Annotated in this window: 17 protein-coding genes and 1 pseudogene; 8 read left to right on the top strand and 10 right to left on the bottom strand. The window is 62.5% G+C overall.

The genetic code is table 11. The features are described 5' to 3' along the window. Positions 1 to 37: 37 nt before the first annotated feature. From ADU59_RS23610 to bcoG, 9 genes are all read right to left on the bottom strand, one after another. Positions 38 to 1,687, bottom strand: coding sequence for an ABC transporter ATP-binding protein (locus ADU59_RS23610; RefSeq protein WP_068957181.1), 1,650 nt, complete (start codon positions 1,685 to 1,687; stop codon positions 38 to 40). Continuing rightward, positions 1,680 to 2,507 (bottom strand): ABC transporter permease, encoded by an 828-nt coding sequence (locus ADU59_RS23605; protein WP_068957178.1) that lies wholly within the window; start codon positions 2,505 to 2,507, stop codon positions 1,680 to 1,682. The genes ADU59_RS23610 and ADU59_RS23605 overlap by 8 nt, the downstream gene beginning before the upstream one ends. Beyond that, positions 2,504 to 3,613 carry an ABC transporter permease gene (locus ADU59_RS23600; protein ID WP_068957176.1) on the bottom strand — a complete coding sequence of 370 codons (1,110 nt, stop codon included), beginning with the start codon at positions 3,611 to 3,613 and terminating at the stop codon, positions 2,504 to 2,506. Before ADU59_RS23600 ends, ADU59_RS23605 begins: the two co-directional genes overlap by 4 nt. After that, positions 3,613 to 5,202 (bottom strand): ABC transporter substrate-binding protein, encoded by a 1,590-nt coding sequence (locus ADU59_RS23595; RefSeq protein WP_068957174.1) that lies wholly within the window; start codon positions 5,200 to 5,202, stop codon positions 3,613 to 3,615. The genes ADU59_RS23600 and ADU59_RS23595 overlap by 1 nt, the downstream gene beginning before the upstream one ends. 305 nt (positions 5,203 to 5,507) lie before the next feature. Next, complete coding sequence (locus tag ADU59_RS23590) at positions 5,508 to 6,290, bottom strand: carnitinyl-CoA dehydratase (RefSeq protein ID WP_068957168.1); 783 nt, start codon at positions 6,288 to 6,290, stop codon at positions 5,508 to 5,510. Between the two features lie 5 nt (positions 6,291 to 6,295). Then, the gene (locus ADU59_RS23585) at positions 6,296 to 8,350 is read right to left on the bottom strand and encodes an acetate--CoA ligase family protein (RefSeq protein WP_068957166.1); all 2,055 of its coding nucleotides are present in this window, start codon (positions 8,348 to 8,350) and stop codon (positions 6,296 to 6,298) included. 2 nt (positions 8,351 to 8,352) lie between these two features. Then, positions 8,353 to 9,513 (bottom strand): acyl-CoA dehydrogenase family protein, encoded by a 1,161-nt coding sequence (locus tag ADU59_RS23580; protein ID WP_068957164.1) that lies wholly within the window; start codon positions 9,511 to 9,513, stop codon positions 8,353 to 8,355. 130 nt (positions 9,514 to 9,643) lie between these two features. Further along, positions 9,644 to 11,134: a carnitine 3-dehydrogenase gene (locus ADU59_RS23575; RefSeq protein ID WP_068957323.1), complete on the bottom strand. Its 1,491-nt coding sequence runs from the start codon at positions 11,132 to 11,134 to the stop codon at positions 9,644 to 9,646. A 282-nt stretch (positions 11,135 to 11,416) separates the two neighbouring features. Continuing rightward, positions 11,417 to 12,319 (bottom strand): 3-dehydrocarnitine:acetyl-CoA trimethylamine transferase BcoG, encoded by a 903-nt coding sequence (gene bcoG / locus ADU59_RS23570; protein WP_068957162.1) that lies wholly within the window; start codon positions 12,317 to 12,319, stop codon positions 11,417 to 11,419. A 112-nt stretch (positions 12,320 to 12,431) separates the two neighbouring features. On the opposite strand from bcoG, the gene ADU59_RS23565 reads away from it, so the two are divergent. Then, entirely contained in the window at positions 12,432 to 13,403 is a 972-nt protein-coding gene (locus tag ADU59_RS23565) for a GlxA family transcriptional regulator (protein ID WP_068957160.1), read from the top strand. 83 nt (positions 13,404 to 13,486) lie between these two features. Here ADU59_RS23565 and ADU59_RS23560 read toward each other — a convergent pair whose 3' ends face one another. Beyond that, positions 13,487 to 14,686 carry a LysR family transcriptional regulator gene (locus ADU59_RS23560; protein ID WP_068957158.1) on the bottom strand — a complete coding sequence of 400 codons (1,200 nt, stop codon included), beginning with the start codon at positions 14,684 to 14,686 and terminating at the stop codon, positions 13,487 to 13,489. A gap of 140 nt (positions 14,687 to 14,826) precedes the next feature. Between ADU59_RS23560 and ADU59_RS23555 the strand changes: the two genes are divergently transcribed. From ADU59_RS23555 to mgtE, 7 genes and pseudogenes are all read left to right on the top strand, one after another. Then, positions 14,827 to 16,365, top strand: coding sequence for an aromatic amino acid lyase (locus ADU59_RS23555; protein WP_068957322.1), 1,539 nt, complete (start codon positions 14,827 to 14,829; stop codon positions 16,363 to 16,365). Positions 16,366 to 16,376: 11 nt separating this feature from the next. Next, on the top strand, positions 16,377 to 17,756 hold the full coding sequence (locus ADU59_RS23550; RefSeq protein ID WP_068957156.1) for a dihydroorotase: 1,380 nt from the start codon (positions 16,377 to 16,379) through the stop codon (positions 17,754 to 17,756). Beyond that, positions 17,756 to 19,024, top strand: coding sequence for a Zn-dependent hydrolase (locus ADU59_RS23545; RefSeq protein WP_068957154.1), 1,269 nt, complete (start codon positions 17,756 to 17,758; stop codon positions 19,022 to 19,024). The genes ADU59_RS23550 and ADU59_RS23545 overlap by 1 nt, the downstream gene beginning before the upstream one ends. Further along, positions 19,024 to 20,121: a thiohydantoin desulfurase gene (locus ADU59_RS23540; protein WP_068957152.1), complete on the top strand. Its 1,098-nt coding sequence runs from the start codon at positions 19,024 to 19,026 to the stop codon at positions 20,119 to 20,121. Before ADU59_RS23545 ends, ADU59_RS23540 begins: the two co-directional genes overlap by 1 nt. A gap of 149 nt (positions 20,122 to 20,270) precedes the next feature. Beyond that, on the top strand, positions 20,271 to 21,929 hold the full coding sequence (locus ADU59_RS23535) for a thiourocanate hydratase (RefSeq protein WP_068957150.1): 1,659 nt from the start codon (positions 20,271 to 20,273) through the stop codon (positions 21,927 to 21,929). Between the two features lie 32 nt (positions 21,930 to 21,961). Next, positions 21,962 to 22,408 (top strand): GNAT family N-acetyltransferase, encoded by a 447-nt coding sequence (locus ADU59_RS23530; RefSeq protein ID WP_068957148.1) that lies wholly within the window; start codon positions 21,962 to 21,964, stop codon positions 22,406 to 22,408. A gap of 302 nt (positions 22,409 to 22,710) precedes the next feature. Further along, positions 22,711 to 24,012 (top strand): annotated as a pseudogene (gene mgtE / locus ADU59_RS23525) (magnesium transporter); the annotation flags it as partial. Between the last annotated feature and the right edge of the window lie 24 nt (positions 24,013 to 24,036).

The following is a 24,036-nucleotide window of genomic DNA, read 5'->3' as shown; positions in this document are numbered from 1 at the left end:
CGGCGGTCTGCATGAAGGGAAGGATGTTTTCGGCCGGTCAGTTGCCGGCGCTTTCCATCTTGCGCGTTGTCAGCACCTTTTCCAGCCAGCCGATTTCCATTTCCGGTACCGACTTCAAAAGCAGGTCGGTATAGTCGTCGAACGGCGGCGACAGCACCTTGGATTTCGGCCCGAAACGTACCAGCTTGCCCCTGTGCATGACGGCGACCGAGTCTGCTATGGCGCGGACGATGGCGATGTCGTGGGTGATAAAGACATAGGAAACAGCAGTTTCCTCCTGAAGCTTCAGAAGCAGATTCAGGATGCCTTCCGCCACCAGCGGGTCAAGCGCCGAGGTCGGTTCGTCGCACAGGATCAGCTCCGGCTTTGCGGCAAGAGCCCTTGCAATCGCCACGCGCTGCTTCTGGCCGCCGGACAGCTCGGCGGGATAGCGATCGAGGAAGCGGTCGCCCATTTCGATCTGGTCGAGCAGCTGCTTGACGCGTTCTGTCTTCTGGGCGCCGTGCAGGCCGTAGTAGAAGGAGATCGGTCGGCCGATGATGTCGCGCACCGTCTGGCGAGGGTTCATCGCGGTGTCTGCCATCTGGTAGATCATCTGCACGCGGCGCAGCTCTTCCTTGCTGCGCGAACGCAGTGCCTTTGGCAGCTCTTTGCCATCGAAGGTGATCGTGCCTTCGGACGGCGGCAAAAGGCCGGTGATGACGCGCGCCAGCGTCGATTTTCCGGAGCCGCTTTCGCCGACGATCGCCAGCGTCTGGCCCTTCGGCAGATGCATGGAGACATCGTGCAGCACCTTGAAGCCGTTGGCATAGCCGGCGCTGATATGCTCGATGTTGAGCAGGGTATTGCTCTGATCTGCGGCTTCCTCACGCTTGGTCTGGCGGACGCTGACCAGCGCCCGTGTATAATCCTCGTTCGGCGCTTCGATGATCTGCTGGGTCGTTCCGTATTCGACGGTCTTGCCGTGGCGCAGCACCATGATGTCGTCCGAGATCTGGGCGACGACGGCAAGGTCATGGGTGATGTAGAGCGCTGCGGTATGCGTCTCTTCGATCGCATGTTTGATCGCCGCCAGCACGTCGATCTGGGTGGTGACGTCGAGCGCCGTGGTCGGCTCGTCGAAGACGATCAGTTCGGGGTTGGGGCAGAGCGCCATGGCGGTCATGGCGCGTTGCAGCTGGCCGCCGGAGACCTGATGCGGGTAGCGGTCGCCGAAGGTTTCCGGATTGGGCAGGCCAAGCACCTTGAAGAGATAGAGCGCCCGCTTTTCCGCTTCCGGCCGGGTCATGATCTTGTGGCGAAGCGATGCTTCGATCACCTGTTCACCCAGCTTGTGGGCCGGATTGAAGGCGGCTGCCGCCGATTGAGCGACATAACACACCTTGCAGCCGCGAACGGAGCGGATGCCGTTTCGGCCCAGCGTCAGGATATCCTTGCCGTTGAGCAGCACCTGACCGCCGGTGATCGATGCGCCGCCGCGGCCATAGGCCAGCGCCGAGAGGCCGATGGTCGATTTGCCGGCGCCACTTTCGCCGATCAGTCCCAGCACCTTGCCCTTCTGGACATCGAAGGAGACGTTTTCGACCAGCGTCACGGTTTTCGGCGGCTCGCCCGGCGGATAGCTGGTGGCCTCGATTTTCAGGTTCCGGACGGAAAGCAGATCGTTCTTGGGCAAAGACTCAGGCATCGCCGCGCCCTCCCTTGAGGCTCGAGGTTCGCTTCATCAGCCAGTCGACGACGAGGTTGACGCAGATGGCAAGACCGGCGATCGCGCCGCCCGGGATGAGCGCTGCGGAAATGCCGAAGATGATGCCGTCCTTGTTGTCCTTGACCATACCGCCCCAGTCGGCTGCCGGCGGCTGGATGCCGAGGCCGAGGAAGGAGAGGGTGGAGAGGAACAGGATCGAGAAGGCAAAGCGCAGGCCGAATTCGGCCAACAGCGGCGACAGCGTGTTGGGCAGGATCTCGCGGAAGATGATCCAGCGGGTGCCTTCGCCGCGCAGACGCGCCGCCTCGACGAATTCCATGACGGCCACATCGAGGGCAACCGCCCGCCCGATGCGGAAGACGCGGGTACTGTCGAGGATGGCCATGACGAGGATCAGGATCCACAGCTGCTGCGGCAGGACGGCCAGCACGACGAGGGCGAAGATCAGTGTCGGGATCGCCATCATCAGATCGTTGAACCGCGAAAACAGCTGGTCGATGAAGCCGCCGGTGACAGCCGCCGTAAACGACAGCAGCATGCCGAGCGAGAAGGAAACGACCGTCGCGGCAAGGGCAACGAAGATCGTCGTTCTCGCTCCGAAGATGAGGCGCGAAAGCAGGTCGCGGCCCAGATTGTCGGTGCCGAGCAGGAAGTCACCGCCCATCGGCAGCCAGATATCGCCGACCACGTCGCGCTCGCCGAACGGCGCGATCCACGGCGCGAAGATGGCACAGAACAGGGCAAGGACGATACCGGCGATACCGACCCAGGCGCTGATAGGAATGGAGCTCAATCTCATCGCGGATGCCTCAATCTCGGATTGGCGAGGATGGCGAGAATATCCGCGGCCATGTTGAGGAAAATGTAGAAGGCGGCGAAGATCAGGCCGCAGGCCTGCACCACCGGCATGTCGCGCACCGTGACCGCATCGACCATGTACTGGCCCATGCCCGGATAGACGAACACCACTTCCACGACGACGACGCCGACGACGAGATAGGCGAGATTGAGCGCGATGACGTTGATGACCGGAGCCACGGCGTTGGGAGCGGCGTGCCGGGCGATGATGCGGAAGGCGCCAAGGCCTTTCAGTTCCGCCGTCTCGACATAGGCTGACGACATGACGTTGAGAATGGCGGCGCGGGTCATGCGCATCATATGGGCGAGAACGACCAGCACCAGCGTTGCAACGGGCAGGGCGATGGCGGACAGCCGGTCGCCGAAGCTCATATCGTCATAGACTGTGGCAGGGAAGGTCGCGACGCCCATCTTGACGGCGAAGAACAGGATCAGCAGGTAACCGACGAAGAACTCGGGCAGCGAGATCGCCGCCAGCGATACCACGTTGATGATCTTGTCCGGTAATCGGTTTCGATACTGGACGGCGAGCATGCCAAGCGCCACGGCCAGCGGGACCGAGACGATCGCGGCGAAGAAGGCAAGGAACAGGGAGTTTCCGAGCCGCTTGCCGATCTGCTCGCTGACCGAATTCTTGCTGGCCCAGGACTTGCCGAAATCGCCCTTGACCGCTCCACTCAGCCAGGTGACGTAGCGTTCGGCCAATGGCCTGTCGAGGCCGAGATCCTTGCGGATGTTTTCAACCGCCTGTGGCGTTGCCGACTGTCCGAGATAGGTGGTGGCGAAATCGCCGGGCAGCGCTTCCACGCCGCCGAAGATCATCAGCGAGACAGCAAAAAGGAGACCAACGCTCAAGCCGAGGCGCTGGATGATGAGGGCCGCCAGGGGGCGGCGCAGGGTGAAACGGCGCCAGAACGTACCGGTGACCACACCCGTCGGGGGCGTCACCATTGCTCCGGAAACAGGCGTGGACTGCGAGAGGCCTTCGTCCCCCGCAGCCGGACCCGTTGTCAGCGCCGGACCCTTGGTCGGTCCGTCAATCGTCATCAGGCGTCAAGCCAGACGCGAGTTGCGACGTAACCGTTCGACATGTCATTGCCGATATCGTGGACGTAGCCCTTCACCTGCTTGGTGGAGGCGTTCACGAAGTCGTTGAACATCGGCAGGATCAGGCCGCCTTCGTCCCGGACCGTCATCGCCATCGAGCGATACATTTCCTTGCGCTTGGCCTCATCGAGCTCCGAGCGGGCTTCGAGCAGGATCTTGTCGAAATCGGGACGCAGGAAGCGCGTGTCGTTCCAGTCGGCAGTCGACAGGTAGGCGGTCGAATACATCTGGTCCTGGGTCGGACGGCCGCCCCAGTAGGAGGTCGAGAAGGGCTGGACGTTCCAGACGTTCGACCAGTAGCCATCGCCGGGTTCGCGCTTCACTTCGATCTCGATGCCGGCCTTCTTGGCGCTGGCCTGGTAGAGTACCGCCGCATCGACGGCGTTCGGGAACGCGACGTCGGAGGTGCGCAGCAGAACCGGGCCGCTATGGCCGGACTTCTTGTAGTGGAAGGCTGCCTTGTCCGGATCGTAGGCGCGCTGCTCGATCCCTTCCGGGAAGAGCGCGTAGGTCGAGTTGATCGGGAAGTCGTTGCCGACCTTGCCGTAGCCGCCGAGGATGGTCTTGACCATGTTCTCGCGGTCCATCGAATATTTCAACGCCATGCGCAGGTCGTTGTTGTCGAACGGCGCCGTGTTGCAATGCATGATGAAGACATAGTGGCCGCGGCCGGAGGTCGACAGGATTTCGACATTCGGCGCGCGCTTGAGAAGGTCCACCGTCTTCGGAGCGACGCGGTTGATATAGTGAACCTGGCCGGACGAGAGCGCCGCGATACGGGCCGTCGCGTCGTTCATGTTGATGATTTCGATGCTGTCGACATAGCCGCGATCGGTGCGCCAGTCATCCGTGTTCTTCTCGAACGTGGCGCGCACGCCCGGCTCGAAGCTCTTCATCTTGTAGGGGCCGGTGCCGATCGAGGCCAGCGGATCGGCGTAGCCGCCGCCCGGCTGGATCACCAGATGGTAGTCGGTCAGCAGCAGCGGCAGGTCCGCATTGCCTTCGGTCAGCGTCAGAACGAGGTCGCCGCCCTTTTCCTCGATCGTCTTGATCGATTTCATGACGCCGAGCGCGCCGGATTCGGACTTCTCGTCCGTGTGGCGCTGCAATGTCTTGACGACGTCGTCGATGGTCAGTTCCTTGCCGTCGTGGAACTTGACGCCCTTGCGGATCTTGAAGGTCCAGACAGCGGCGTCCGGCGACGGTTCCCAGCTTTCGGCAAGGGCCGGAACGGGTGCACCCGTCAAAGGCTCGGATTCGACCAGCATGTCGCCCCAGCAACGGCCGATGCAGAACATCACCTGCGACAGGAATTTCGCCGGGTCCTTGCTGTCGGTGGCAGAGCCGCCTTCGAGACCGAGCTTCAGGTGTCCGCCTCTTTTCGGCTCCTGTGCCGCTGCGCTGGTGGCAAACAATGTGCCGGCACTCGACAGCGCGACCCCGGCGGCCAGAGTGCGGCCCATGAATTCGCGCCGGTTCATCTTGCCCAGCATGACCTGATTGGCGAGGTAGTTCTTGTAATCGCTCATTCCCCTGTTCCCTTTGTTGATGGCTTTTCGCCGTTTTTGATTATTGTTTTCGATCGTTATCGACCGGGTTGTTCCTAGAATGCATACCGGGGGCATATAGGCCAGTCACATTTGCGGCTTTGTCTGTCGCCTTCATACCTTTTATGACGTTGGCCCTCCCTATCGAAGGCCCGTTAAAATTCATGGTATCGTCCAAATGACGACCTGTATTCATACAAAAATTCCGCAGTTTTCATAAGGTGGATTTATGGAATCTCGCTGAAGAAAACAGGCGGCAGTGCGTTGCGGTGTGGATCTCTGCCGGGTTATTTTCCTTTCCAGACCGGGTTGCGTTTTTCCGAAAATGCCCGTGCGCCCTCCAGCTGGTCGTCGCTGGAGTAGAGAATATCGACCGTCTTGAACTGACGCTTGGTGATCTTGTTCATCGTCGTCTGAAAATCCTCGCCTTCGGCGGCGCGAACCACTTCCTTGATGGCGGCATAGACCAGCGGCGGACCGCTTTCGAGCAGACGGGCGAGCTCCCAGACACGCTCCATCAGCTTGGCCGCGGGCAGGATCTCGTTGACAAAGCCCCAGCGATGCGCCTCGGCTGCATCCAGCCAGCGGCCGGTCAACAGCATGTCCATGGCGATGTGATAGGGGATGCGCTTCGGCAGCTTGATCGAGGCGGCGTCGGCGACCGTTCCAGAGCGGATTTCCGGCAGGGCGAAGGTCGCGTGTTCAGCGGCAAGAATCATGTCGGCCGACAATGCGACCTCCAGCCCGCCACCGCAGCAGATGCCGTTGATGGCCGCGATGACCGGCTTGTTGAGATCGCGCAGTTCCTGCATGCCGCCGAAACCGCCGATACCGTAATCGCCATCGACGGCGTCACCATCGGCAGCGGCTTTCAGATCCCATCCGGGACAGAAGAATTTCTCGCCTGCACCGGTGATGATCGCGACGCGCAAGGTTTCGTCATCGCGAAAATCGCGAAAGATTTCGCCCATGATCCGGCTGGTCACCAGATCGATCGCATTGGCTTTCGGCCGGTCGATGGTGACTTCGAGAATGCCGCCTTCGCGGCGTGTCTTGATAGGTCCGGTCATAGGTGTCATTTCCTTCGACGGATCAGGGCATCGGCCGCAACGGTTCCAGAACCTTCGGGTAACACCATGATAGGATTGATATCCAGTTCTTCGAGCTTTGAAGCGTTTGCTGCGACATAGGATGCCACGGCAGCGACAGCGGCTTTGAGCGCCTCGATGTCAGCTTTCGGGCCGCCGCGATAGCCATCCAGCATTTTTTTGATTTTCAGGGCGGAAATCGCCCCGGCGATGGCTCCCGGTGTCGTCGGCAGGGTCAAAATCGCCGAATCGTCCAGCAATTCCACCAGAATCCCGCCTGCGCCGATGGTCAGCACAAGACCGGCGACGGGATCGCGCAGCGCGCCGACGATGATTTCGGCAACGGGTTTTGCGATCATTTTTTCCACAAGATAGCCGCTCGCGACGCTTTTCATGGCTTCGGCCGCCTGGAGGACGGATTGACGATCAGCGAGATTGAGCTTGACGGCCCCGGCCTCGGTCTTGTGGGCGACGCCCAGCCCCTTCAGCACGACCGGAAAGCCGAGCATTTCGGCCGCATCGGCGGCCTCTGCCGCAGTGGTGGCGGTTTTGCCCATGGGGACGACAAGGCCAAAGCGCGCCAATTCGGCTTTCGCGTCACTCTCGCTGATGGTGAGGATATCGCCGTCCTCCGATGCCACGGACAGCAGCGGTTCGGGCGCGGGTTGAACCCAGGCAGTACCGATCCCCGCGGAAATTTCGGCGGCGGCCAGCGCTTCATCGATACCGGAAAAGGCAGCGACGCCCGAAGCCATCAAGGACAGGGCCGTTTCCTCGGGCATGTTCTCGCCGAGGCTGGCGACGATGCCGGCGACGGCACCGGTCGCCTTTGATGCAGCGATGACGGCGTCGCAGGTGGTGTTCCAGTCGGCCGCGTCGCAGCGGTCCTGGCGCGGGAAATCGAGCACGACGAGGTTGAGCGCATATTCGCCCTTCATCATCGCGGTAAAGGCGGTCGTCTGCTTTTCGAGGTTGCCCCAGACGAAGGTGTGATAGTCGAGCGGATTGGCAATGGTGACCATCTCGCCGAGGCTTTCGCGCAGTGGCCGGCGCTGTTCGTCCTTGAGTGCCCGGAACACGGTTTTGCGTTTCACGCCGGCATCTGCCATCAGCGAGGCTTCACCGCCGGAGCAGCTCATCGAGGAGACGTCATAGTTTTTCAGCGGCGGATGCAGGTGAAGCAGCTTCAGCGTCTCCAGCAATTCCGGCAGGGTATCGACACGGCCGATGCCGAGGCGCTCGAGCAGGGCGCTGGAAACGGCGTCGTTGCCGGCCAGCGATGCCGTATGTGAGACGGTGGCGAGTTGGGCGGCCTCCGATTTCCCCACCTTCAGGGTGACGACCGGTTTCTTCAGTTCGCGCGCGCGCGCGGCCAGCCGCTGCAGGGCCTCGATGCTGTCGAAGCCCTCGATATGCAGGCCGACGGCGGTGACGCGCGGATCTTCGAGAGCGGCAATGGCCAGCTCAGAGAGGCCGGTCTGCGCCTGATTGCCGGCGGTCATGATATAGGCGAGCGGCAGGCCGCGCATCTGCATGGAGATATTGCAGGCGATGTTCGACGACTGGGTAAGAACCGCGACGCCCTTGTCGACGCGCTGCATGCCGTGCTGGTCGGGCCAGAGCAGGGCGCCGTCGAGCGCATTGATGAAGCCGTAGCAATTGGGGCCGACGATCGGCATGCTTCCTGCGGCTGTGACCAGCGCCTCCTGCAGGTCGTTGCCGTCGGCAAGCTCGCTCACGGCCTCGCGGAAGCCGGAGGCGTAGCAGATGGCGCCACCGGCGCCGCGCGCGGAAAGATCGCGGATGATCTCGATGGTCAGCTGACGGTTGACGCCGACGAAGGATGCATCGGGTGCACGCGGCAGTTCGGCCACCGAGCGATAGCACCGGCGGCCGAGAATTTCGTCCTCTCTGGGATGCACAGGCCAGATGTCACCCGTAAAACCCATCTTGTCGCATTGTTCGATGACCCGGCGCGCCTCCTTGCCGCCGAAGACGGCGATGGATTTGGGCCGGATCAGGCGGTCAAGGGTGCGGGTCATGATCACGCTCCCAACGGCCGGAGCAGGTCGCGGCTGATAATATGCCGCTGAATTTCCGACGTGCCATCCCAGATGCGTTCGACGCGGGCGTCACGCCAGAAGCGGGCAAGCGGCAGGTCGTCCATCAGGCCCATGCCGCCATAGATCTGGATCGCTTGGTCGGTGACACGGGCGAGCATTTCGGAGGCATAGAGCTTGGCGGAGGCGATCTCGCGGTTGGCCGGAAGCTTCTGGTCGAGCCGCCAGGCGGCAGCCAGCGTCAGGTAGTCGGCGGCGTCGATCTCGGTGATCATATCGGCGAGCTTGAAGGACACGCCCTGATTGGCCCCGATCGGCTTACCGAACTGTTTGCGCTCGGCCGCATAGGGCAGGGCGTAATCGAACACCCGGCGGGCGCGGCCGACGCAGGTGGCGGCAACGGTGATGCGGGTGGCATAGAGCCAGTCATTGGCGATGTCGAAACCCTTGTGCACTTCGCCGAGAATGGCGGACGAGGGCAGGCGGCAATCGTCAAAACTGAGGATGCAATTCTTGTAGCCACGATGGGACACCGAGTCGTAACCGTTGCGGATCTCAAAGCCCGGCGTGCCGCGATCGACGAGGAAGCAAGTGATCTTCTTCTTCGGTCCGCGCGGCGTCTCTTCCTCGCCGGTGGCGATGAAGACGATGACGAAATCGGCGATATTGGCATGGCTGATGAAATGCTTGGTGCCATTGACGATCCAGTCGTCGCCATCGGGCTTGGCGAAACACTTCATGCCCCGCACGTCGGAACCGGCATCCGGCTCGGTCATGGCGAGTGCATCGAACTTCTCGCCCTTGACCGCCGGGATCAGGTATTTCTGGCGCTGTTCTTCATTGCAGGCCATCAGGATGCCCGACGGGCGGCCGAAGAAGACGGTGAGGCCCATCGAGCCACGTCCGAGTTCGCGCTCGACCAGTGTGAAGGTCTGGTGGTCGAGACCGGCACCGCCGACTTCTTCCGGCATATTGCAGGCAAAGAAGCCGAGATCCTTGCATTTTTGCGCGATCTCCTGGCCCAGTTCCTTCGGCACGATACCGGTCCGTTCGACCTCGTTTTCATGCGGATAGATCTCGGTCTCGACGAAGCCGCGAACGGTGTCGACGATCATCTGCTGTTCTTCGGTCAGTGCGAAATCCATGATGTGTTCCCTCGTATTTATTTATCTCGGGTTCGGCCTCTCCCCAGGCCTGCCCCTCACCCTAGCCTTCTCCCCGCTTGCGGGGAGAAGGTGCCCGACAGGGCGGATGAGGGGCAAACGTCCCGCGAAATTACCGCTTCTGCCCAACACTCCGCCCCACACCCTCGGGCTTGGCCAATCCCGCATGCGCTTGCGCAATCGCCTCGACCCTGGCGATCACTTCCGGCAGTGCCGGAACGGCCTTGCTCGCCTTGCTGTCCACATGCAGCAGCATCTGCTCGGCTGTGGCGACCGGCTCGTTGCTTGCCGCATTGTAGATCGTCGAGAAGATATGCAGGCGCTTCTCGTCATGGGACAGGATCTGGCAGGTCGAATAGAGCGCGTCGCCGAGCTTGGCTTCGCCGAGATTGCGGATATGCGTCTCGACCGTGTAGTAGCTGTGGCCGTTCTTGACGTAGTCGAGATCGACGCCGATCAGGCGCAGGAGGCCGTCGGAGGTGTCGCCGAACACCTGCAGGTAGCGGTGCTCGGTCATGTGGCCGTTGTAGTCGACCCAGGCGGCGTTGACCTTGGTGTCGAGGATACGGATCGGCTGGGCGTCACCCAGATCGGTCTTCGGCTTTTCCGCATTTGCCCAGAGGCTCTGCTCGAAATCGGCCAGCAGCTTGCCGGCCCCCCAGCCCTTGCCGCCGTCGCCGCTTTTCAGCGCGTGCATGATGCCGACGAGGTTTTCGTCGCGGATGCGCTCCAGCTCGCGGATGCCGCGGGCGCCGGACTGGGCATCCGACTGGCCGGCGATCTTGTCGACCAGTTCGTCATCCAGATCGACGACATCCATCAGCTTGGTCCAGGGCCAGGACAGGCAAGGGCCGAACTGGGCGAGGAAGTGGCGCATGCCGGCTTCGCCGCCGGCGATGCGGTAAGTCTCGAACATGCCCATCTGCGCCCATCGCATGCCGAACGAATAGCGGATCACATCGTCGAGCGTTTCGGTATCGCAAATGTCGTCCTTGATCAGCCACAGGCCTTCGCGCCAGACGGCCTCAAGCAAACGGTCGCCAACAAAGGCCTCGATCTCCTTGTTGATGATCACGCCCTTCATGCCGATGGGTGCAAGCTTTGCCTTGGCCTCCTGCAGCGTTGCTTTGGCGGTCTTTTCGCCGCCAACGAGTTCTGCAAGCGGAAGCAAGTAAACCGGGTTGTAGGGGTGGGCGACGAACATGCGCTCGGGATGTTTCATGTCGCGCTGCAGGTCTGTCGGCATGATGCCTGACGTGGATGAGCCGATCAGCGCGGTCGGCGAAGCGGCCGCATCGATCTGGGTGATGACATTACGCTTCAGCTCCACCCGCTCGGGCACGCTTTCCTGAATCCAGTCAGCGCCTTGTACGGCCTCTTCAATGCTCTTGACGAAGGTGAGCTTGCCCTTCGGAGGCAGCGGCGCCATGGTCAGCATGGCATAGGCGCGCTCGGCATTGGCCAGCACTTCGCCGACGATGCGTGTCGCTTCCGGATGCGGATCGAACATGTTGACGTCGATGCCGGCCAGAAGGAAGCGTGCCGCCCAGGCCCCGCCGATAACGCCGCCGCCGATACAGGCCGCCTTGGTGATTTTGGTCATGTGCATTCTACCTCTTCAATCATTCGGTCTGTCATCGGTCGGTGCGCGAGTTACCCCTCACCAAGCGCGCCCAGGCACTCAGCTTCGCTTCGTGCGGGCTTGCTATCCTCTCCCGCAAGGGGAGAGGTAAACTCGCGGCACCTGCCTTACATCACGGTAAAGCGAGCGCTTGTGGCACCCCCTACCTCTCCCCTTGTGGGAGAGGATAGTTCATCCCCGAGAGGCGCAGCCGATCGGCTGGATGAACTTGGTGAGGGGTAATTTGCCCCGAAACGCAGTTCCTTACCGCTTCACCAGCTTCAGCTTTTCGCGCACCTCGGCCGGGCCGATGATCCGCGCGCCCATGCCTTCGATGACGCCGACGGCTTTTTCGACCAGCTGCGCATTGGTGGCGAGCTGGCCCTTGCCGACATAGAGATTGTCTTCCAGCCCGACGCGGACATTGCCGCCGGCAAGGATTGCCGCTGCCGGATAGGCCATGGCATTGCGGCCGATGGAGAAGGCGGAGAAGGTCCAGTTCTTCGGCACGTTGTTGACCATCGCCATGAAGGTGTTGAGGTCGTCGGGCGCGCCCCATGGAATGCCCATGCAGAGCTGGATGAGGACTGGGTCCTCGATCAGGCCTTCCTCGACCAGCTGCTTGGCGAACCAGAGATGGCCGGTATCGAAGGCCTCGATTTCGGGGCGCACGCCAAGATCGGTCATCATCTTGGCCATGGCGCGCAGCATCGACGGCGTGTTGGTCATGACGTAATCGCCGAGCGAAAAATTCATGGTGCCGCAGTCGAGCGTGCAGATTTCTGGCAGGCATTCGGCGACATGGCTGACGCGCTCGGTGGCGCCAACCATGTCGGTGCCGTCGGGGTTGAGCGGCAGCGGCTTTTCGACATTGCCGAAGATCATGTCGCCGCCCATGCCGGCCGTCAGGTTCAGGACCACATCGACATCGGCGGAACGGATGAGATCGGTCACTTCTTTGTAAAGGTCGTTGCGGCGGCTGGGTGCTCCGGTCTCAGGATCGCGCACGTGACAATGCACGATGGCAGCCCCCGCCTTGGCGGCATCGATGGCCGAAGCGGCAATCTGTTTTGGTGATCTTGGCACATGCGGCGACTTGCCGGCGGTATCGCCGGATCCGGTCACGGCACAGGTGATGAAAACGTCGCGGTTCATGCTCAGCGGCATAAAAATCTCCCCTTGTTCTTGCCATGCATTACGAGCCAAGAACGGGCACTCTGCTTTCCATTTTCAGATGTGTATTATACATTATCGGAATTCGAGGCCGGGAGATGGACGAATGCCTGTTGCACGGGATGAAACCCAGCATATCGATCTTCTGGTGCTGCCGGAGACGAATCTGATCCTGGTGGCGTCGGTCATCGAACCCTTGCGCGCCGCAAACCGTATCGCGGGAAAAGTGCTGTACGACTGGGATATCTTCAGTCCTGACGGCCAGGCGATCGAGACCAAGAGCGGAATCCCGATCCCGGTTGCGGGTGCTTTTCGCCCGCAGAACGAGACGGCGCCGCTGTTCATCCTGTCGAGCTACAACTGGCGGGTCTATGCGACCACGCAATTGAAGATGCACCTGTCGCGCACGGCCCGGCATCGCGACGTCATGGCGGGGATCGAGGCGGGCACCTGGTTTCTGGCCGAGACCAGCCTGCTCGACAATTTCTCGGCGACCAATCACTGGGAAGATTTCGAGGATTTCGCTGCGGCCTATCCGCAGATCACCATGGTGCGCGAGCGCTTCGTCATCGACGGCAAGCGGATTACCACGGGCGGCTCGCTACCGACGCTCGACCTGATGCTGGAGCTGATTCGTCGCCAGCACAGCTATTCGCTGGCGCTCGAAGTCTCGCGCCTGTTCATCTACGAGCAGGAGCGGACGCGCGGCGATCTCCTGCAGGTTCCCGTCATCGGCAACATGCGCATTCTCGATGCGCGGGTCGGCGCCGCCGTCAAGCTGATGGAGGAGACGGTCGATGCGCCGCTGACGCTCACCCGCCTTGCCCGCCGGACGGGCGTCAGCGCCCGGCATCTGCAGGACCTGTTTCAGGAGACGATGGGGGTTGCGCCGCATGCGCATTATCTGGCGCTCAGGCTGAATGCGGCACGGCGCAAGGTCATCGAGACGCGGGCCGATTTCGCCGATATCGCCGCCGCCACCGGCTTCAATTCATCCTCGGCCTTTTCTCGCAGCTATCGCGCGCATTATCGCGAGAGCCCGAGCGAGACGCGCCGGCGGCTGAAGCTCAAGGCCTGATCCAGTTCTTCATGCGCAGATTCATGTGGCGATGAATTTGCGAGTCCCTTCAGGGGCTTGGCGGCGGTTGCCGAGACAATGATTCAATCGCCAAGAGCGGCGGTGCCAGTCGCTGGATCTGCGCGCATCATGGAAAGCATGGCTTCCGCCACCTGCCGCGACAGCGCGTTCTTCTGCCATGCCAGGGACAGGCTCTGCATGTAGCCGGGGCCGAGCCTGCGCATCGCCGGAGCATTTCGCACACGCGCGGCGGAGCTTTCCGGAAGCACGGAGAGATAGCCGTGATCCATGACCAGATTGAGGATCACGGGAATGGAATCGACTTCAGTCAATGTCAGCCTGCTGCGCTCCTGTTCGCTCAGCGTTGCCTCGATGAAATGGGCTGCCTGCTGGCGCAACCCGCTCTTGAGGCTGGGCACGGCGATGGGATTGGATAGAAGTAGGCCGCGGATATCGTCGCCATGCCTGGCAAACAGGGTTTCATGACCGGTCAATGCCAGCGGCGTGCGCGAGATGAGCGTGCCTTCGAATTCGGAGGGAAAGGTTTCCAGATCGAGCAGCACGGCATCGAAACGACGGTTCTTCAGCCCGGCGATCAGTTCGTCGGCCGTCGTGCTGGACACGAACAGCGGCTGGCGCGGGCGGGCGCGATGCCATCGCGCGGTCAGTGCCGCCAGCATGCGGGCGATCTCGCTTTCCGGGCCGAGCGGCATGACCGAACCGAAGCGCCAGGTCGCCGCCGTCCGCCGGAACCGGTCGCTGGATGCGCGCGAGAGACGCCGCCAGATGTCGAGCAGGTTTTCGGCGATCGGGATCACGGCCAAACCTTCGGCGGTGCAGGCAATGCCGGAGGGCGAACGGATCAGCAGGTCATAGCCGAGATCGCGCTCCAGGTCGCTCATCTGCCGTGTCAGCTGCGGCTGGCCGGTTCCCGAGATTTTCGATGCACCGCGAATGCTGCCGCTACGGGCAACGGTGACGAACCGGTCGAGCGCCGTCAGGCTGATCGATGGTGTCGCGTAGGCTGGCCCATCGGGCCTGAGCGACAGCAACGATTGTATCGTCTGGCTTGCGGCGTTCAGATCCGCCATCCGACTCTGCGCCTCCAGCGTCGGCACCAGATTGCCGCCCTCGCGGCGAACGAGAGGCACGGCGATGGCCGCTTCGAAACGCTTCAGCGCGGCGCTGACGCTGGCGACCGGCCGTCCGCTTGTTTTCGCCGCCCGGCGGATACCGCGTTCCTCAAGGATGGCATGAACAAGGGCGAGCGTGGCGATATCCATGGCCTGTTTTCATCTTCGGGATCGGAGCGGCGGAACGTTGCCGGAGTGTTCTGTTATTGGCATCTGATGTTTTGTTTTTGGGATATATCACAATCGGGGAGATTAGGCATAGCATGCCGGCCAACAAGGTGAGTGAAAGCATGCATGCATCGGTGAAAACCATCCTTCTGAACGGCACCCCGCTGGACTTCTCCACTCTGGAGAAAATCGGCTCCGGTTCGTTCGTGCCGGTTGTGGCCGAGCAGTCGTTCGAGCGCGTCGATGCTGCGCATAAGGTCATCGCTGATCGTATTGCCCTGGGCCTGCCGGTCTATGGCGCCAATACCGGCGTCGGCTCGATGAAGGACCGTCTGTGGACGGTCGACGACCTTTCGGAATTCAACACCGCGCTGGTCAGAGCGCATCATTTCGGCACGGGGCCGCTGTTTTCGCCGGTGATCGTGCGCAAGGCTATTGCCATTCGCGTCAATACCGCGCTCGGCGGTCATACCGGTTGCAGCGTCGATCTCGTCAAGGCGTTCCTTGGCCTTCTGGAACGCGGCGTCGTGCCGGCCGTCCATCGCCACGGTTCGATCGGCTGCGCCGATATCGGCCTGATGGGGCAGGTGGCCTCGGTCTTGACCGGGATCGGTGAGGCATTTTTCGGTGGCGCGTTGCTGCCGGCTGAGGAAGCCCTGCGCCGCGCCGGGCTCGAGCCTTTCGTGATGCTGCCGCGCGATGCGTTGGCGGCACTCAGTGTCAACGCGCCGGCTTTTGCGGCTGCCACCGACGTCATGAGGGAGGCCGCTTCGGCCGTCCGGATTTTGATGGCGACAGGCCTGATGTCGTCGCTGGCGCTCGGCGCTTCGGCCGATCCATGGCGGGTGGCAGCGACACTGGGAACGCGCGGCGAAGCGCTGGTCGGGTCCTGGCTCTATGGACAATCCGGCGTCGTCGACTGGCCGCTGCCGACAGCCATTCACGACCCGCTCAGCCTGCGCATGACCGCCCAGGTGTTCGGCGCCGTTGTCGACACGCTTCTGGTCGCCGCCGAACGGCTGGTCGATGCGACCTATCTGTCCGATGACAATCCGGTGGTGCTGGGCGGGCAGGTGCATGCGTCGGGCGCCTCGCTGCCGCTGACGACGACGCTCTATATCGAGACGGCGCAGATCGCTTTTTCCCATGTGGCGCGCAATGTGCTCAACCGCTGCATCCTGTTGTCCAACGGTGTGCGGCGAAACCTGCCGATCAATCTGGTGGCGCCGGGTGAAGTGGCGAGCGGTCTCGGTCCGCTGATGAAGCTGGTGGTGGAACTCTATATGCGCGTCCAGTCACTGGCGGTGCCTCTGTCGGCGCAGTCGATCGTCGTTGCCGGCGGGCTCGAAGAAGAGGCAACCTTCCTGCCGCTGATCGTCGAGCGCATGGAAACGCAGGTGCGCGATCTCCAGCAGATGGCGGCGATCGAGGCTCTTTTGTCGGCCCAGGCAATCGATCTTCTCGGCGATACGTCGCAAGGGGTCACGCGCATCGCCTATGACCGCGTCCGCGCCGTGAGCCCGATCTACATGAGGGACCGGCCGCTTTCCAAGGAGATCGAGGCGCTGCATGCGGAGTTTGCGTCCGAGGATTTGCTGCGGGCCATCGTCTCGGCGGCGCCGATGCCGGAGTTCGACGATTTCTTCGCGCTTGGTCATTAGAGGAGGCTGCGATGTCTGATTTCGATCTGGTTTTGAAGGGCACTGTGGTTCTGCCCGATCGCATCGTCGAAGGCGGACATGTGGCGGTGCGCGACGGCAAGATTGCTTTCGTCGGGCAGGGCGCCATGCCGGCTGCGCGTGAGCGCCACGATCTCGGGCAGGCACTCATCCTGCCCGGCGCCATCGATGCGCAGGTGCATTCGCTTTCCCAGAAGGATCAAGAGGATTTCATCTGGTCGACGCGCTCGGCAGCCGCTGGCGGCGTCACGACGATTGTCGACATGCCCTATGATGAGGGCAATCTGGTTTGCTCGACGCAGGCTGTACAGCGCAAGATCGACCATGCCGGGAAACAGGCCCGTGTCGATTTCGCGCTCTATGGCACGATCGATCCGGAAGAAGGCCCAGCGCGTATTTCTGAGATGGTCGAGGCAGGCGTCGCCGCCTTCAAGTTCTCGACCTTTGGCACCGATCCGAAACGGTTTCCCCGCATTCCGGCCGGCCTGCTGGAAGACTGCTTTGCCGCCATCGCGCCGACCGGACTGACGGCTGGTGTCCACAATGAGGACGACGAAGCGGTTCGCGCCGCGATCGACAAGGTCAAGGCGGCTGGGATCACCGATTATCGCGCCCACGGCCTGTCGCGTCCGCCGCTGACGGAACTGCTGGCCACCAACCAGATCTACGAGACGGGCGCGGCGACGGGATGCCCGGCGCATGTGGTGCATTGCTCCGTCGGGCGCGGCTATGAGATTGCGAGCGCCTACCGGGCGCAGGGATACCGCGCCACCATCGAGTGCTGCATCCATTATCTCGTCCTCGACGAGGAGAACGACGTGAAGCGGCTGGGCGGCAAGGCGAAGATCAATCCGCCGATCCGGCCGCGCGCCGAGGTGGAAAAGCTCTGGCGTCATGTGGCCGCCGGTAATGTGACGCTGGTTTCGACTGATCACGTCAGCTGGTCGGAAAACCGCAAGACCAATCCGGATATGCTGGCCAATGCCTCCGGCGTGCCGGGGCTGGAAGTCATGGTGCCGCTGTTCGTCAAGGGCGCGCTGGAACGTGGCATTCCGCTGACCCGCGCGGCCGAGCTGATGGCGCTCAATCCGGCCCGGCATTTCCGGCTCGATCACCGGAAGGGCGCGCTGGAAATCGGCAAGGATGCCGATATTGCCGTGCTGACGCCGGAGCCCTACACCTATGACGCTGCGGCAAGCGGCAACAACGTCGTCGGCTGGTCGCCCTACAACGGCATCCATCTGCCCTGGCGGGTGGCCGCCACTTATAATCGCGGCCGGCTGGTTTTCGATGGGAAGGCCGTGCTGGCTGAACCCGGCGCCGGAGAGTTCGTCCGGCCGCTTCCGAGCCTGCCATTGCGTGAGGCTTTGTGATGGCCGCGGCCGAAACCAATCTCCCGGTCGATATCAGGCGCATCGCCGACATCATCAAGGGGCTCGCCCGCATCACCGAACCGGACCGGCCCTACACACGCCGCGCTTTCACGCCACTGTTTCTGGAAGGCCGCGCCTTTCTCGAACAGCGCTTCAAGGCTGCCGGTCTCGAAACGCGGATTGATGCATCCGGAAACCTGACCGGCCGCCGCAAGGGCCGCAAATCGGGGCTTGGCACGATCATGCTCGGCTCGCATTCGGATACGGTGCCGGAAGGCGGGCGGTTCGACGGCATCGCGGGTGTGGCTGCGGCGCTTGAAGTGGCGCAGGCGCTGAGCGATGCCGGTATCCGGCTCGATCATGATCTGGAAGTCGTCGATTTCCTGGCTGAGGAAGTATCGATCTTCGGTGTTTCCTGCATCGGCAGCCGTGGCTTGGCCGGACTGATCCCGGATGGTTGGCTGAGCCGGACGCAAGGGGAGCTGACTCTGCGGCAGGGGATGATCGATGCCGGCGGCGATCCGTCGCGGCTGGCCGGGCAGAAGCGATCGGATATCAAGGCATTCCTGGAATTGCATATCGAACAGGGGCCGGTGTTGGAGACCGAGCGTTGCGACATCGGTATCGTCACGGCCATTGCCGGTATCACCCGGATCGAAATCCTGTTCGAAGGCCAGGCGGATCATGCCGGCACGACGCCGATGGGCAGGCGGCGCGATGCGCTCACGGCTGCCGCACGCATGGTCGGCGCGGTCGAGCGCCTCGGCACCGCGTTCTCGAAGGGCGAGGGGCATTTCACGGCGACGGTCGGCGAATTCTCGATCGAGCCGAATGCCGCCAATGTCGTGCCCTCGCGCGCCCGAATCCTGATCGATGCCCGTGCGGAACTGCGGCCCGACATGGAACGCTTCATCGCCGAGATCGACCAGCTTGCCGTTGATATCCAGCGCGATACCGGCGTGTCGATCGTCTCGCCGAAGCTGGTCTCCGATAATTTCCCGACGCCCGCCGATCCGCTGGTAATGCGCAATCTCGAAGAGGCGTGCGGTCGTGTCGGCGCAACACATCGCCGCATGGCGTCGGGCGCCGGTCACGACACCGCCTGGATGGCACGGATTTCGAAGGCTGCGATGATCTTCATCGCCTGCCGCGAGGGCAGGTCGCACACGCCGGACGAATGGGCTGAAAACGACGATATCGCGCTCGGTACGGCTGTATTGTTCGAGGCCGTCAAAAAACTCGACACGGATTTACAGGGAGCGCGCTGATGGGCCGGATACTGACGGAAAAAGATGTCGAGGCGGCGGTCAAGGGCGGCTCTGTCTATGCGGCCGGCGGTGGCGGCTGGGCGGATCACGGACGGATGCTCGGCTATGCGGCCGTGTCGATCGGCAAGCCGGAACTGGTGTCGATCGACGAACTGGATGCGAACGACTGGGTGGCGACTGCCGCTGCCATCGGTGCGCCGGCCTCGACCACGCCCTGGGAAATGCGCGGCGTCGATTACGTCAAAGCGGTGGAACTGCTGCAGGAGGCGCTGGGCGAAAAGATTTCGGCGCTGATGGTGGGGCAGAACGGCAAATCCTCGACGCTGAACGGCTGGCTGCCGTCGGCGATCCTTGGCACCAAGGTTCTGGATGCCGTCGGCGACATGCGGGCGCATCCGACCGGCGACATGGGGTCGATCGGCATGGCGGGCTCGCCGGAGCCGATGATCCAGACGGCGGTCGGGGGAAACCGCGACGAGAACCGCTATATCGAACTCGTCGTGCGCGGCGCCACCGCGAAAGTGTCGCCGATCCTGCGCACCGCATCCGATATGTCCGGCGGCTTCATCGCCTCCTGCCGCAACCCGCTTCGGGCGTCCTATGTCCGGAAGAATGCAGCCCTTGGCGGCATTTCGCTCGCCCTGACTCTGGGAGAGGCGATCATCGCCGCGGAAAGCAAGGGCGGCGGCGCCATCATCGATGCCATCGTCAAAACGACCAAAGGGGTGATTCTGGCCGAAGGCGTCATCACCGGCAAGTCGGTCGTCTACACCAAGGAAGCCTTCGATATTGGAACGGTGACTTTGGGGAAGGGCGATGACTCTACGGTACTCCACATCATGAACGAATACATGGCCGTAGAGAATGCCGGCGGCACGCGGCTTGCGACCTTCCCGGACGTCATCACCACGCTGTCACCCGAAGGCGAACCGCTGAGTGTCGGCCAGTTGCAGGTGGGAATGAAAATCTTCGTGCTGCATGTACCGAAGACCGTCATTCCGCTGGCGTCGAGCGTGCTGGATCCGAGCGTCTATCCGTCGGTGGAGAAGGCGATGGGGATTGAGCTGGCGAAATATGCACTTTCACCCTCCCCTTGAGGGGGAGGGTCGGCGCGAAGCGCCGGGGTGGGGTGATTTTTTGCTCACCTAACGATCACCCCACCCGCGCGTTCCGCGCGACCTCCCCCTCAAGGGGAGGTGGGAGACTGCCGCAACGCCTGTGCAACGAAGCTATCAAGGACGCCATCATGCCCAAACCCAACCCCCGTCACCCGCATTTCCCCATCCCCGGCGGCCCGGTGCTGCGTGCAAAGGGCTGGCGGCAGGAGGCTTTGTTGCGGCTTCTGGAAAACGTGCTCTCGGTCGGCGAAGACCCGGACAATCTGATCGTCTATGCCGCGCTCGGCAAGGCGGCGCGCAACTGGGCGTCTCACAGGGCGATCGTCAAGGCGCTTCTGGAGATGGATGAGGACCAGACGCTGGTGATCCAGTCGGGCAAGCCGGTGGGGCTGTTGAAGACCCATGCCAAGGCACCGCTGGTGATCATGGCCAATTGCAACATCGTCGGCCAATGGGCGAAGGCCGAGGTGTTCTACGAACTGGAGCGGCAGCGGCTGATTTGCTGGGGCGGGCTGACGGCTGGTGCCTGGCAATATATCGGCAGTCAGGGCGTCATCCAGGGCACCTACGAAATCTTCATGCGCATTGCCGAAAACCGCTTTGGCGGCGATCTGGCCGGACGGTTCATCCTGACGGCCGGGCTTGGCGGCATGGGCGGCGCACAGCCGCTGGCCGGCCGCATGGCGGGGGCGGCGATCCTCTGCATCGATATCGATCCGGAGCGCGCCGAAAAGCGCAAGGCGATTGGCTATCTTGAGCATGTGGCGCCGGACCTTGACACGGCGCTTGCCATGATCGATCAGGCAGTCAGGGAAAAGCGCGCCACCTCCATCGGGCTCGTCGGCAATGCTGCCGCACTCTATCCGGAAATTGCCAGGCGTGGCATCGTTCCGGATATTGTCACCGACCAGACCTCGGCCCATGATCTGGTCTATGGCTATGTGCCGAAGGGCATGAGCCTTGAGGAGGTCAAGCGCCTGCGCGTCGACGGGCAGGGGCAGCTGATGGCCGCCAGCCGCGCCTCGATCGTCGATCATGTCAGAGCCATGCTGGAGTTTCAGGCCAAGGGCTCGGAAGTCTTCGACAACGGCAACCTGATCCGCACGCAGGCGCGCGAGGGCGGCGTTGCCAATGCCTTCGATATCCGCATCTTCACCGAGGCCTATCTGCGGCCGCTGTTTGCCCGCGCCATCGGTCCCTTCCGCTGGATGGCGCTGTCGGGCGAGGAGAGCGATATCGCCCGTATCGATGATCTGCTGCTCACGATGTTCCCTGACAACAGGATCGTCACCAACTGGATCAAGCTCGCGCGCGAAAACGTGCCCTTCGAGGGGCTGCCCGCCCGTATTGCCTGGCTTGGCCATGGCGAACGGACGGAGCTGGCCGTCGCCGTCAACGCGCTGGTCGCCTCCGGCGAGCTCAAAGGCCCGATCGCCTTCTCCCGCGACCATCTCGACGCCGGCGCCATGGCGCATCCCAATATCATGACCGAGCGGATGAAGGACGGCTCCGACGCCATCGCCGACTGGCCGCTGCTCGACGCCATGCTGCTCTGCTCCTCCATGGCAGACCTCGTCGTCGTCCACTCCGGCGGCGGCGGTTATGCCGGCTATATGACCAGCTGCGGTGTGACCGTGGTCGCGGATGGGACGGAGGGCGGAGCGGAACGGCTCGGCCATGCGCTGACCAACGATACGTCGCTGGGGGTCATCCGCTATGCGGATGCCGGCTACGAGGAGTCGCTGGACGAGATCGGCAAGAAGGGGATTGGATACGTTGCGATTTGACGGGACTTGACCGCGGCCGGCCAAGACGTTTCATGGGCAAAACGCATCGGAGGAGGTCATCTCATTTGTCGTTCTTGCTGCAGGCTGACCCTTTTCCGCCGAACGATGTCTTGAATGCGCTGTGGGTGTCCGCTTGGGGAGCGGATGTCTTGCGGGATTTTTCCGGCATCCTGTCGCGCAGCCTTGCGCATGTCGGCGCCTATGACGGGGGCAGGTTGGTCGGCTTCGTCAACGTCGCCTGGGATGGCGGCGTTCATGCGTTCCTTCTCGACACCTGCGTCGATCCGCAATGGCGTAGGCAAGGTATCGCCACACGCCTTGTGAACGAGGCCGAGCGGCTTGCGCGTAATCGCGGAGCGCAATGGCTGCATGTTGACTATGAGCCGCATCTGGAAGGCTTTTATCGTGCCTGCGGCTTTCGTTCCACGCAGGCCGGATTGATCGATCTTCGGCGGTCCGCGGCTGTGCCAATCCGGTGAACAATTAAACATCGTCCACAATTGGTTTCGACCGCCGCGGTCCTCTTGACATTTGCTTTCGGCAGGATCATTTCCGCTTTGCAGGGCGATATTTTTTGCACTGCACACATCAACCGGAGTCATCAACCCAATGCCAAGCGACAGTAACAGTCGATTGCAAGTGCCGTCTGCGGCCTTCGTGGGGTGATCCGTTGGGTTGACCTGCCACGATCCGCTGCCGACGGCGGGAAGGCAAGTCAATGAACACCAAGTTTTTTTCGAACTGGGTCGGCCGCAAATCCGACGTCTACGATCCTCTCATCACTGTCGCCGAACGTGTCGAGCAGTTCAATCTCCTGAAAGCTGCTGATGCGGCGCGCGCGCTTGCGGCCTTGCCGCAGGAACAGGCTGTCGCCATTCTGGACCGGCCGGAGCTGCACCATGCCGCAGCCATTGTCGGACGCATGCCGGTCGAGATCGCCGGCCGGCTTCTGAACGCTGCCTCCAACGACCGGGTTGCCGACATCCTTCATGAAATGGAGGGGGACCGGCGCACGCTTGTTCTGGGGACGCTGGATGCCGATGCGCGGCTGGCGGTCCAGACGCTGATGGGCTATCCGCCGAAGACGGCCGGCAGCATCATGACGACGGAGTTCGTCAGCGTGCCATCCGGCTGGACCGTGGCGGAAACGTTGGATCACGTCCGCCGTGTCGAACGCTCGCGCGAAACGGTCTATGCCATCTATGTGCTCGATCCCGACAGCCAGGCGCTGGTGGGCCTCGTCACCCTGCGGCGGCTGATCACCGGCGAACCGGATGCGCCGATCCTCTCCGTCGCCCACAAGAGCGCGCCGGTGACGGTGGATCCGATGACCGGACAGGAAGACGTGGCACGGCTGATCAGCAAGCACGACCTTCTGGCGCTGCCGGTGGTCGATGACGCGCACCGGGTGCTCGGCATCGTCACCGTCGATGACGTCATTGACACCATGGTGGCAGAAACGACCGAGGACGTGCATCGTTTCGGCGGCATGGAGGCGCTTGGCAAGCCCTATATGAAGATCAGCTTTGCCGGCATGATCCGCAAGCGGGGCGGCTGGCTGGCTGCGCTTTTTCTCGGCGAAATGCTGACGGCGACGGCCATGCAGCATTTCGAGACGGAGCTGGAAAAGGCGATCGTCCTGACGCTGTTCATCCCGCTGATCATGAGCTCCGGCGGCAATTCCGGTTCGCAGGCAACCTCGCTGATCATTCGTGGACTGGCCCTCGGCGAGGTCCGGCTGCGCGACTGGTGGCGTGTGCTTCTGCGCGAAATTCCGACGGGGCTGACGCTGGGCGCCATTCTCGGCGTTATCGGCATCGCCCGGATCGTGGCCTGGCAATGGCTCGGCTTCTACGATTACGGGCCGCACTGGATGCTGGTGGCGCTGACGGTCGGCGTCGCATTGACGGGTATCGTCACCTTCGGCTCGGCAACGGGATCGATGTTGCCGTTCCTGTTGCAGCGTATCGGTTTCGACCCCGCCAGCGCGTCGGCACCGTTCGTTGCGACACTGGTCGATGTCACCGGTCTGGTGATCTATTTCAGCGTGGCGATCGTCATTCTGCACGGCACCTTGCTTTAGAGGCCGCCTTTCCATTCTGAATCG

Source organism: Pararhizobium polonicum, assembly GCF_001687365.1.
Taxonomy (GTDB): Bacteria; Pseudomonadota; Alphaproteobacteria; order Rhizobiales; family Rhizobiaceae; genus Pararhizobium; species Pararhizobium polonicum.
The sequence above is the reverse complement of the archived record's forward strand: the minus strand, read 5'-3'. Positions and strand labels throughout refer to the sequence as shown.

Coding starts and splice junctions, on each gene's coding strand:
- ADU59_RS23610 (WP_068957181.1), bottom strand. CDS start 1,687: ATGCCTGAGTCTTTGCCCAAGAACGATCTGCTTTCCGTCCGGAACCTG.
- ADU59_RS23605 (WP_068957178.1), bottom strand. CDS start 2,507: ATGAGATTGAGCTCCATTCCTATCAGCGCCTGGGTCGGTATCGCCGGT.
- ADU59_RS23600 (WP_068957176.1), bottom strand. CDS start 3,613: ATGACGATTGACGGACCGACCAAGGGTCCGGCGCTGACAACGGGTCCG.
- ADU59_RS23595 (WP_068957174.1), bottom strand. CDS start 5,202: ATGAGCGATTACAAGAACTACCTCGCCAATCAGGTCATGCTGGGCAAG.
- ADU59_RS23590 (WP_068957168.1), bottom strand. CDS start 6,290: ATGACCGGACCTATCAAGACACGCCGCGAAGGCGGCATTCTCGAAGTC.
- ADU59_RS23585 (WP_068957166.1), bottom strand. CDS start 8,350: ATGACCCGCACCCTTGACCGCCTGATCCGGCCCAAATCCATCGCCGTC.
- ADU59_RS23580 (WP_068957164.1), bottom strand. CDS start 9,513: ATGGATTTCGCACTGACCGAAGAACAGCAGATGATCGTCGACACCGTT.
- ADU59_RS23575 (WP_068957323.1), bottom strand. CDS start 11,134: ATGACCAAAATCACCAAGGCGGCCTGTATCGGCGGCGGCGTTATCGGC.
- bcoG (WP_068957162.1), bottom strand. CDS start 12,319: ATGCCGCTGAGCATGAACCGCGACGTTTTCATCACCTGTGCCGTGACC.
- ADU59_RS23565 (WP_068957160.1), top strand. CDS start 12,432: ATGCCTGTTGCACGGGATGAAACCCAGCATATCGATCTTCTGGTGCTG.
- ADU59_RS23560 (WP_068957158.1), bottom strand. CDS start 14,686: ATGGATATCGCCACGCTCGCCCTTGTTCATGCCATCCTTGAGGAACGC.
- ADU59_RS23555 (WP_068957322.1), top strand. CDS start 14,827: ATGCATGCATCGGTGAAAACCATCCTTCTGAACGGCACCCCGCTGGAC.
- ADU59_RS23550 (WP_068957156.1), top strand. CDS start 16,377: ATGTCTGATTTCGATCTGGTTTTGAAGGGCACTGTGGTTCTGCCCGAT.
- ADU59_RS23545 (WP_068957154.1), top strand. CDS start 17,756: ATGGCCGCGGCCGAAACCAATCTCCCGGTCGATATCAGGCGCATCGCC.
- ADU59_RS23540 (WP_068957152.1), top strand. CDS start 19,024: ATGGGCCGGATACTGACGGAAAAAGATGTCGAGGCGGCGGTCAAGGGC.
- ADU59_RS23535 (WP_068957150.1), top strand. CDS start 20,271: ATGCCCAAACCCAACCCCCGTCACCCGCATTTCCCCATCCCCGGCGGC.
- ADU59_RS23530 (WP_068957148.1), top strand. CDS start 21,962: ATGGGCAAAACGCATCGGAGGAGGTCATCTCATTTGTCGTTCTTGCTG.